Genomic DNA, 9,122 nt, shown 5'->3' on the forward strand with positions numbered 1-9,122 from the left:
AGGGGATCGACATGTTCATAGCAGAAGAGGGCGTTTTCGATCCTGTTGAGATGCTGAACCTCTACGACTCGGTCGGCTGGGAGGGCTACACCAGCGACGTCGACAAGCTCTGTCGTGGTCTCGTGAACTCTCACCTCGTCATCACGGCACGAGACGGATCGGGAACGCTCCTCGGACTGGCCCGGACCGTCTCCGACGACGAGCACATCTGTTACGTCCAGGACGTCGTGGTCAATCCGTCGAACCACAGGCAGGGGGTAGGCCGGGCACTGGTCGAGCACCTGATGCGGCGCTACTCCCACTGCCGATTCTTCCTCCTGTCCACGGACCACGAGTCGTCACCAGAGGGCAAACGCAACCACGCGTTCTACCGGAGCCTGGGCTTCCTGTCCTACGAGGCAAAGGAGATGGCCGGCTTCGGACTGCCAAGGAACCGCCCCGACCTGCGCGACACGGCTCCATAGGCAAAAGATCTTGAGGAGTTGCGAAGTGCTACTGGAGGAGGATCATCTTGCGGAGTAGTTCGAATCCGGCGCGGCCGTAGAGCTGCCGCTTGATCTTCTTGATGCGGTTGACGGCGCCCTCGATGCTGCCGGAGCTCCAGTCGAGAGTGAGCCCTGCTGTCACGGCGTCGAGGTCTCGGAGCAGGTGCAGTGCGAAGCCGGTGAGGCCCGGTAGCTGGCTGGCATCGACTGCGTCGATCCAGGTGGGGAGTGTGGAGCGGAGGCGGTCGGTGAGTATCTCGCCGAAGTCGCGGACATGCCCGGCGGCCGTGTCCAGTTCGGGGCAGCGCGCCAGGACATCCTTTAGGACGGCCCGGTCTTCCTCGCTCAGGGTCGGGGGGTGCCGGGTGAGCCAGCCGGTCACCTGCCGCACCGTCGGCGGCCGCGGTGGCGCGCCGGCCGGAGCCCCGCGGAGGGTGGCGATGTGGGCGCGGATCATCTGGTATGTGACGGGCGCGTTGTCGGCAACGAGTTCACTGTGGAGTTGGGTGACGCTGGTGCACCCCTCGGCGAATCGTCGCTCCAGGTAAGGCTTGTAGGGGTCCAGTCTGCTGGGCCGGGGGCGGTTCTCGCGGAAGGTATCCTGCCAGCGTGCGGCGTTCGCGTACCGGAGCACCGTGTTCAGGCCCCAGCCCAGGTGCCGGGCGATCGCCCGGCGTGAATGACTCTGGGCCAGCAGCTCGTGGACCAGCTCGTGCGCTGCCTTCTTCCGCTCGGCCCGTCGGCCGACGGGCTCCGATGCGTCCGGTGGCCTGCCGGAAGCCCCTCGGGCCTCCGGCAGCAGGCCGCTCGTCGAAGGATTGCGCAGGCAGTCGCGGTGGGCGGCAACGCAGGTCTCCACGGCCCGGCCGATACCCTGCCAGAGGTGGAATCGGTCAGCGACCTGGAGAGCGTCGGGGGCACCGCGCCGAGCGCCCTCGGGCGTAGGCTCCGGCCCGGTCCCGGCAGATGATCTCCACGCCGGGGTGACGGATCAGCCACGCGGCCAGCGGCCCGGCCTCGCGGGTGGGGAGCACGTCGACCACGCGATGGTCTTCGACGCTGGTCAATACGGTGGAGTAGGTCTGGCCGCGACGGATCGCGAAGTCGTCCACGCCCGGCACACGCGGAGTACTGAACTGCGGATCAGGCAGCGCCATGACCCTGCGTAACAAGGTCATGCGTCCCGCGCCGAATCCCAGCTGGGCGGCCAGCCGAGCTCCGGCCCGGCCTGCCAGCGCGAGCCCCACTCGCTCCAAGGCGTGGTTGAGCCGCGTGGTGAACCGTGCGTGCGGTGCGGCCAGCCGGGAGAACGGCTCGGCGAACGTGCGGCGCGGGCATTCCGGCGCTCCGCAGATGAAGCGCCGGACCGTCAGCAGGATCACGAAGCCCTGTTCAGCGAGCGGAAGGTCCTTCAGCCTGCGCTGGTACCGGTCATGGACGCGGCCCGAGAAGCAGCCGCAGTCCGGACATGCAGAGCCGGCCGCGCGGCCTCTCGCCACCACCTCGACCGTGCCGAACACGGCCGTCACTGCCTCGACATCCAGATCGTCGATCCCGGCGAACACCAACGAGTCCCAGAACGGTGCATCGGTCAGCATGACCAGCACCATCACCGTCCACAAGCGACCGCAGCAGCGGCCAGCAGATACCTGAGGGAGCGTCAATTCCGATCGTCGGACGACAGGGCGTACGCGGTCCCACGCGAACCCGTCTCTCGCAATCGAACAGTACGGTCACCCTCCGCGACGACTCCCCAAGATCTGTGCGCTGCGGGAGCGCCGCAGCGCCTGGCAATAACCCGGCGCTGCGGCGCTCCTGAGAGCCGGAACACCCATCCTTGAGAGTGTTAAGGGGCGAGTCTTGGGGGCACATGGCTGCGTGAGTGGAACGGTTCGAACCGAGCCTGCCTCCAGGGTCCGGCCGCAGTGGCGGTCGGACCCTCGCCGTGGCCAGCTGTGCCAACACAAATCCCCGCAGCACGGCTGCTGGAGTGGCGACGTGCCACCACGCCGTGAACGTGATGTCAGGTCGTGGCCGGCTGGGGCACTTCGAGGGCGTCGGCCACCTTTCGCGCCATCGCCGCAATCTGCGGCGGGAGGTAACTGTCCAGGGAGTCGATGTCGTCGCGCAGCCGGGCCCGCAGTCCATGCAGGCACGCCTCGGTGAAAAGCGCCTGCGGGTCGTCCTCGGGCGTCAGCGCATCGTCGGCATGCCGCCGACCCCACGCGAACCACAACCGCGCCTCACGGTCGCTGACATCGGGAGCGGGCTCGCCGAGCAGACCGGCGAGCTCCTGCCGTTCCGACTCGCGCGGTCCGCTCGCCCGGCTCTGCTGCTGCGTGGTCTGCAGGTACGACTGGAGGGTCTCCTCGGGCATGCCGATGCGCTCGCAGTACGCGGCGATCAGCATGGCCGCCATGTTCATCGTGTCCGCCGCGTCCGTGGCCCGGTACAGCGTCATCCGCTTCCAGGTGTGCGCCTGGTCGGGCTCGGTGTACCGCAGCACCTCCTGGCAGTTCTGGACCGCCTCGGAGACCAGCTGGTGAATCGCCCGCCGCAGCGGCTCGGGCATCGGGGTGGATTCCATGGCCGCACGCTAGAGGGGCCGCACGCCCGGACACCGCAGCCGAGACACTTGCTCACCCGGACGGACCAGGGCCGCCAGGACGGCGGACATGTGCCGACCCCTTGACGCTGATCAGCAGGCGGGCGGATCGTGGCTGTTCGCGTCACGCTCCACCCCGAAAGGGGGGCTTGCATGGCGTACACCTGGCGCTACGTGGTGCGCCCCGACGGCTCCTTCTGCCACGTCGGCAACCTCGACGACGTCAGCGACGAAGAACTCGCCCGGCTGTACCCCGACCGGGACGAAGACGAACAGCCGGCCCGGCCCTGCTCCCTCTGCGGAGGCGAACTTCTGCTGCACTGGCACGGCCCGCTCACCACCGGCGAGTGGATGGAACTGTGCCCGGCCTGTGACGCCCGCCGTCCTGCGGCCCGCGCGTTCATCCAGTGGTACCGGGACCCGGACCGCGATCCGAAGGCGCTGCCGAAGCTGTTCGAGGACTGGGAGGCCGAGACCATGGACGCCTACGGCTGGGCCCGCGCCCCGCAGCCCGAAGCCCCGCCCAGCCCACCGGCACAGCTGCGCCTCGTGCCGCGAGGGGAAGGTTGAGCAGGGGGCTAGAGCCTGCCTCTCTGACCGGTATTTGATTGGTGGGGAGTACCGGGCTGTGGTCGATGAGGCGATGAACGACAAGGTGCGCGCGGCCCTGCACAAGGTGTGGGGCGAACCGGGCCCGGCGCCCGTGCAGCGCGGCTCGGTCCCGCTGATGACGCAGGAGTTTTGGGCGGCCGTCGCCGAGAGCGGCACCTGAACCTGCCCTGGGCGGGGCCGGGATGGGCGGGTGGGCTGACAGCACGAAGCCCCGGGCCATGACTCCCGGGGCTTTTCTGTGCACTTCGCTTGACCTGCCGGGTTCAACGACCGGCCGCAGCCGATGTCACGCCCCTTCCACTCCGCGTTGCTTCTGGCGGCGTACCAGAGTCCCAGCTCGTGCGCTCCTGGCCGTCGATGGCCGCTGGAGACGTTGCCGAGCGTGATCAGCTCCAACCGGTACAGCCACGGTCCTCTACGCAGGCCTGGACCCAGAGGCCCCGGACGTCGCGGCGGCCTGTGGAGTAGTGCAGGGCTTGGCCCTGCCCGCAGGCGCGGTTGGTCTCATTTATCGCTGACGCCCAGCATGTGCGCATCGTGGGAGGAACTCATGCCAATCGACCCGGGCGCGGCACAGCGGGCTGCTCAGCAAGCCCAGCAAGCCAATCAGATAGCTGCTCAGAACGCGGCCCGAGCGCGTGACGCACATATCCGAGGGTCGCAGGCACGCTCTTCGGGCAGGAGCAATGTCTTCGGCCTGCTGATCCTGTTCGGCGTCGGTTTTTACCTTTACAAGCACCCTGAGTTCATCAGTGTGATTCAGTCCCACATTCAGACCTGGCTCGCCGCCGCCAGCTCTTGACGGCCCCGGTGTCCCAGCTCAGACACCAGCCGCAAAGTAGCTGCGAGTGATGCTCAGGCCGTTGGTGCGGGCCTTTGGTCCGGTTACTCACCGAGGGTGTTTGACGCGGTTCGCGTACTCGCGGCGGGCCTTACCCTGCGCCGGGCTCGCCGGGGCGTTGGGGGTTGCGTCGAGGGGCTGGCAGCGGGCGAGGAGCGTGCGGTGGACCGCGGGCGGCGCTGACGCGCAGGGTGTAGCCCTGGCCACGCCGTACGGTCACGCCCTGGTCGAGCGCGGCGCGCTCGGCGGGCTCCAGGTCGGCCGCGCGGAGGAAATCCGCGAGCTTGCCCGGCATGTCGAGGAGGACCGGCAGCTCCGGAGCCGGGACGTCATGGTCGACGGTGGTGTACTCGGGCAGGTGGTCGGCGACGGCCGTACGGATGGCACCGCGGCTTCAAGCCGCTGATCGACGGAATTCTGCAGACGGATCTGGACGCGCCAGCCAAGCAGCGGCATACCGCCCAGCGGATCTTCGACCGTCTGGTGGACGAGCACGGCCCGCCCGACCCACAGCAACGCCCGCCCGAGCGGCCTCAGCACCGTGTCGTTCAGAACCGCCCACCGACGACCAGCGCGTCCCACAGTATCCGCACCAGTACGACGATCCGCACCGGAAGGCGGATCGCCGTGACCAGACATCCGTCGGGCGCCTGCCGCGCGGGCTGTTCTCCAGGTCCACACCATGGTCGTCCATATCGGCGTAGACGCCTCCTGCTCCCGTTCGGATGCACTGCCGCCGCCCTTGTCACCCACCGCGTTCATGACAGCGGTAGGTGAAGGACGCCGACACGATATGCCGAGCGGGCGAGGTGATGATCAGCTTGGCTGTGGCTTTGTTGGTTCCCACGCCGTGGAACGTCCACAGCAGCCGGAGGCGAGTCTCGCGCTGTCCCTCGCCGAGCCGTTCTTCCAGGGGCGCGGAGGACGTGCCGTCGCTCCGGTTCCACTGGTAGACGATCGTGCCGGATTCCCCGTTGGTGCTCACCACCGCGACCAGCTCGGCGGTCCGGTCGCATCCGAGGACCGGTGCGGTGTGCGCTGTCACCCCGGTGACGCGCAGGTCGGCCGTGTGCCGTGGCCAGAAGACATAGAGCGCCGCCAGCACGAGCACCACCCCTGCCAGCCGATACCTCCGCAACCAGCGCAGACGGCCCTGCCGTTTCTGCTGACCGCCGTCCGGCGGGGCGCCGTGCCAGACGCGGGCCGCTGCCTCTCCCACGCCCATGGGCGGGACACCCGGGCCGAAACGGAGCAGGCCGTCGTCGTCGGCGTGCTCCTGTGGTCCGCTGACCCAGTGGTCGTCGAGGGCGGTGGCCGTGTAGTCGTCGTCATCGCCCTCGACGTCCCTGAGGGTCGTTTGCAGGTCCGGATCCTGAACCGTCGGCGGCAGCTCCGGGTCCGAGGACTCCCACGGGAACCCCGGACCCTCGGCTCGGTCCGTCATGCCTCACCCCTTCGGTCGGGTCAGCCGGGCTCGCCTGGCACGCCTGTCTCGCCCGACGGCTCCGGGTCGGGCTCCGGCTCCGGGTCGGGCTCCGGCTCCGGGTCGGGCTCCGGCTCCGGGTCGGGCTCCGGGTCGGGCTCCGGCTCCGGGTCGGGCTCCGGGTCGGGCTCCGGGTCGGGCTCCGGGTCGGGCTCCGGGTCGGGCTCAGGAACCCTGCGGTCCCCCTGAGCGGAGCCGGGGTCACGACCGGCACCACCCTCGCCGTCCGAGGCTGTGTCAGGGGCGTCGGTGTCCCCGCCTCCTGTGCCGTCCTCCTGGTCCGGCGCGCTCTCACGGCCGCCGCCCCCGGACCGGGAGCCGGCGCCCGGGTCCGTGTCGGCGTCGGTGTCGGCAACCGTGCCCGCCCGCCGTCCCGTGTCGTCGGGCGGATCGAGCGTGGTGACGGCCTGCGCCTGGTTTCCGGTACGGAGTTCGTCCTCTCCCGCCCAGCCTCCCGGCGTCACGGCAAGCAGGCCCGCCACCGCCAGGGCGGCGACTCCGGTGACCACTTCTCCGCGCATGCGCCGCAGACAACGGCGGCGTCCCGGCAGCACCGTAGTGGCCAGGTTTGCCGATCCGCCCACCAGGCCGGGGTGGATACGCGAGACCGCCAGGGGCAGGAGGGCTGCCGCCAGCGCGGCCAGGTAGTCCTGACCGCCTTCCTCCCAGTCAGGTCCGTACGCGCTGCCGGCGACCTGCTCCAGTTCCTCCAGGAAGGCTTCGGCGTTCTGTGGACGCCGGTCCGGGTCCTTGGCCATGCCGTGCAGCACCAGATCGCGTACCTCTTCCGGAACGCGGTCCACCGGCACCGGCTCGTTGCAGTGCTTGTAGAGGAGTTCCCAGGGCTCGCTCCCCTCGAAGGGGGGCTTCCCGGTCAGGCATTCGTAGAAGGTGACGGTGGCGGCATAGACGTCGCCGGCCGCGGTGGCGCCCCGCATTTCCCACTGCTCGGGCGCCATGTACGGCATCGTGCCGCTGAGACCACGTCGGTCACCGGTGCGCGCCGCGATGCCGAAATCCACCAGCTTGGATCGGCCGTCCCGGTCCACCAGAACGTTTTCGGGCTTGTAGTCGCGGTGCACCACGCCGACACCGTGCGCGGCGGCGAGACCCAGGAGAGAGCCCTTCAGCACGGTCAGCGCGGCCTCCGGCCGAGTGCGACCCTCCTGCTTCAGCAACTCGCGCAGCGCCGCACCCGCGACCAGTTCCAAGACGATGGCCGACCCCTGCTCCGCCTCGACGTACTCGTACAGGGCCGTCACATGAGGCGACCGCAGGCCGCTCAGCAGCTTGGCCTCGGTCCGGAAGGCCCTGCGGAATCCGGCATCCGTGCGCAGTTCCTCCTTGAGGTACTTGATCGCGACGTACCGACCCGTCGCGGAGTGCTGCGCGACCACCACTCGGCCGCTTCCCCCGGCGCCCAGCACTCGTTCCCCGGTGTAGCCGGGAACGGTCCATTCATCGACGCACGGCCCGGCCTCCGCCCCGGCGGAATAACTTGCTCCTGCCACAATTCCCCCTGTGATCCACTTTGATCACAGGTGCCCCCGATGAGGAGCACCCAGGGAAATGTTGCCAGCCTTTCGAGCAGAAAAACCGACCTGGCATTTCGCAGTCTTGTAACAGCCATAGCCATGAACTGGAAACTGTCAGAAACGGTCGATTCCCTACAGGAAATCAAATATATGCAGCACGGGATAACAAGCGCACCCTCCACACACCACCGCCGCCACAGAGGACCCAAGCAATTATTTGTTGCCCTCGGTGCCACGCCCGCCGGCTGACCGGTACGAGCCGGACCCGGCGGCCGCCCGACCACTCCTGACGCACGACCGCCCCTCCCCATGCCAACCCACGGGATGCGTGCCACCCGCAGGCGGATCACGCTGGAGAGTCACTCGATCGGCCCAACGAGGGTTCCGGGACCGGGAAACGGGCTGTCTGACGACGCGAAAGCTACCCGCCGGTTACCTTGCGGCTGGTGTCTGAGCTAGGACACCAGGGCCTTGACGGCCCTGCACTTTCGAAGGCTGCCACGAAGTGACAAGTAGCTCAGCGTGATGTTCTGGCTTCGCATCTCGGGTGAGGTCAACAGGGCAGCGGATGGCGGCACTTCGAGGTCGGCTTATCGGACTTCCGTCGCTCGGCAGGCCGCCAGTCACCCGCCGCAGTAAATGCCGGATTTACTGCGGCGGCTCTGTCCGGGACGCAATCCGGACAAGGCCCGGACCAGCCCGGACAGTCGGGGACTGTCCGGGACAGCCGGCTTTCGTTGCTTCACCTGTCGATGGTCAGCAGTCTGTGTAGTGCCTGGCTGGCCAAAACGGCCGCCACGGCATAGCCCGCTGCGTCGATGAATCACTCTCAACACGGTGGGCTGATCCTGAACTTCAACCGTCGATCCGCGACGTGTGAAGACATCCGTTTTGTCCTGCTCGGCGAACGCTCAGCAGGACTACGAAGGAGGAAGACCTTGCGCCTGCTCAAGAGTCTCGGAGCGGCCATGGCTGCGACTGCGGCAGCCTTTGCGATGGTTTCACCAGCGTCAGCATCCGCCCAGCAAGCAGTCACCCTCTCCAGCTCCGATGGCAACTACAGCGGCTCGGTGGTCGTCGGAAGCCAGGCTGTAAAGGCCAATGGATTCATCGAGGACACAGGATTTTACAGTGGTTCCAGTGCCCTCTACGTCAACGTGACTACCACGACCGGCAACTACAACATTTCGTTCGCCACGGTCAACAACGGCGCGTCGTACACCTTCGCTACGCGCACGAAGTCATTCCCCGGCACGTTTATCAGCGGGAAGGCGACCATGTGTTCCTGGAAGAGCGGTGTATGGGGGTGCGGAGCGTCCAAGTCGGTTGGCTGACCAAGCTCATGAACTGCGGATAGCCGGGGTCGAGTAGAAATCGGGGGTTGAGGAACATCGGCGTCAGAACGTGCGCTTACGACGTGGTGTACGAAACCAAGTGCTGATCAGGCCGTGACATGCAGTGAGCCGTACGGGTTGGGAAAGTTGTGAAGCGATCCTTGGCCCGTACGGCTCTCTCGCATCCTATCTGCACTGGTATCTCACGGAATCAACTCGGCAAGGTC

At 67.8% G+C, this 9,122-nt stretch carries 11 protein-coding genes; 6 read left to right on the forward strand and 5 right to left on the reverse strand.

Annotation, left to right across the window (positions count from 1 at the left end; genetic code table 11):
• Positions 1 to 11: 11 nt before the first annotated feature.
• On the forward strand, positions 12 to 464 hold the full coding sequence (locus ACWIHY_RS35695; protein ID WP_454380578.1) for a GNAT family N-acetyltransferase: 453 nt from the start codon (positions 12 to 14) through the stop codon (positions 462 to 464).
• A 28-nt stretch (positions 465 to 492) separates the two neighbouring features.
• Here ACWIHY_RS35695 and ACWIHY_RS35700 read toward each other — a convergent pair whose 3' ends face one another.
• The 3 genes from ACWIHY_RS35700 to ACWIHY_RS35710 all read right to left on the reverse strand — a co-directional run bounded on the left by ACWIHY_RS35700 (position 493) and on the right by ACWIHY_RS35710 (position 3,072).
• Positions 493 to 1,344 carry a transposase gene (locus ACWIHY_RS35700; protein ID WP_454380579.1) on the reverse strand — a complete coding sequence of 284 codons (852 nt, stop codon included), beginning with the start codon at positions 1,342 to 1,344 and terminating at the stop codon, positions 493 to 495.
• 34 nt (positions 1,345 to 1,378) lie between these two features.
• The gene (locus ACWIHY_RS35705; protein ID WP_454380589.1) at positions 1,379 to 2,095 is read right to left on the reverse strand and encodes a transposase family protein; all 717 of its coding nucleotides are present in this window, start codon (positions 2,093 to 2,095) and stop codon (positions 1,379 to 1,381) included.
• A 413-nt stretch (positions 2,096 to 2,508) separates the two neighbouring features.
• On the reverse strand, positions 2,509 to 3,072 hold the full coding sequence (locus tag ACWIHY_RS35710; RefSeq protein ID WP_454380580.1) for a hypothetical protein: 564 nt from the start codon (positions 3,070 to 3,072) through the stop codon (positions 2,509 to 2,511).
• Between the two features lie 171 nt (positions 3,073 to 3,243).
• Here ACWIHY_RS35710 and ACWIHY_RS35715 point away from each other — a divergent pair, with 171 nt between their 5' ends.
• The 4 genes from ACWIHY_RS35715 to ACWIHY_RS35730 all read left to right on the forward strand — a co-directional run bounded on the left by ACWIHY_RS35715 (position 3,244) and on the right by ACWIHY_RS35730 (position 4,949).
• Positions 3,244 to 3,660 carry a DUF6300 family protein gene (locus ACWIHY_RS35715; RefSeq protein WP_454380581.1) on the forward strand — a complete coding sequence of 139 codons (417 nt, stop codon included), beginning with the start codon at positions 3,244 to 3,246 and terminating at the stop codon, positions 3,658 to 3,660.
• 73 nt (positions 3,661 to 3,733) lie between these two features.
• Positions 3,734 to 3,862: a hypothetical protein gene (locus ACWIHY_RS35720; RefSeq protein WP_454380582.1), complete on the forward strand. Its 129-nt coding sequence runs from the start codon at positions 3,734 to 3,736 to the stop codon at positions 3,860 to 3,862.
• A gap of 390 nt (positions 3,863 to 4,252) precedes the next feature.
• On the forward strand, positions 4,253 to 4,504 hold the full coding sequence (locus ACWIHY_RS35725) for a hypothetical protein (RefSeq protein WP_454380583.1): 252 nt from the start codon (positions 4,253 to 4,255) through the stop codon (positions 4,502 to 4,504).
• 196 nt (positions 4,505 to 4,700) lie between these two features.
• Entirely contained in the window at positions 4,701 to 4,949 is a 249-nt protein-coding gene (locus ACWIHY_RS35730) for a hypothetical protein (RefSeq protein WP_454380590.1), read from the forward strand.
• Positions 4,950 to 5,288: 339 nt separating this feature from the next.
• On the opposite strand, the gene ACWIHY_RS35735 is transcribed toward ACWIHY_RS35730, so the two are convergent.
• The gene (locus tag ACWIHY_RS35735) at positions 5,289 to 5,987 is read right to left on the reverse strand and encodes a hypothetical protein (protein WP_454380584.1); all 699 of its coding nucleotides are present in this window, start codon (positions 5,985 to 5,987) and stop codon (positions 5,289 to 5,291) included.
• A gap of 20 nt (positions 5,988 to 6,007) precedes the next feature.
• Positions 6,008 to 7,537 (reverse strand): serine/threonine-protein kinase, encoded by a 1,530-nt coding sequence (locus ACWIHY_RS35740; protein ID WP_454380585.1) that lies wholly within the window; start codon positions 7,535 to 7,537, stop codon positions 6,008 to 6,010.
• Between the two features lie 842 nt (positions 7,538 to 8,379).
• On the opposite strand from ACWIHY_RS35740, the gene ACWIHY_RS35745 reads away from it, so the two are divergent.
• Positions 8,380 to 8,895, forward strand: coding sequence for a hypothetical protein (locus tag ACWIHY_RS35745; RefSeq protein ID WP_454380586.1), 516 nt, complete (start codon positions 8,380 to 8,382; stop codon positions 8,893 to 8,895).
• Positions 8,896 to 9,122 lie beyond the last annotated feature (227 nt).

The organism is Streptomyces sp. NPDC055287 (assembly GCF_053646035.1).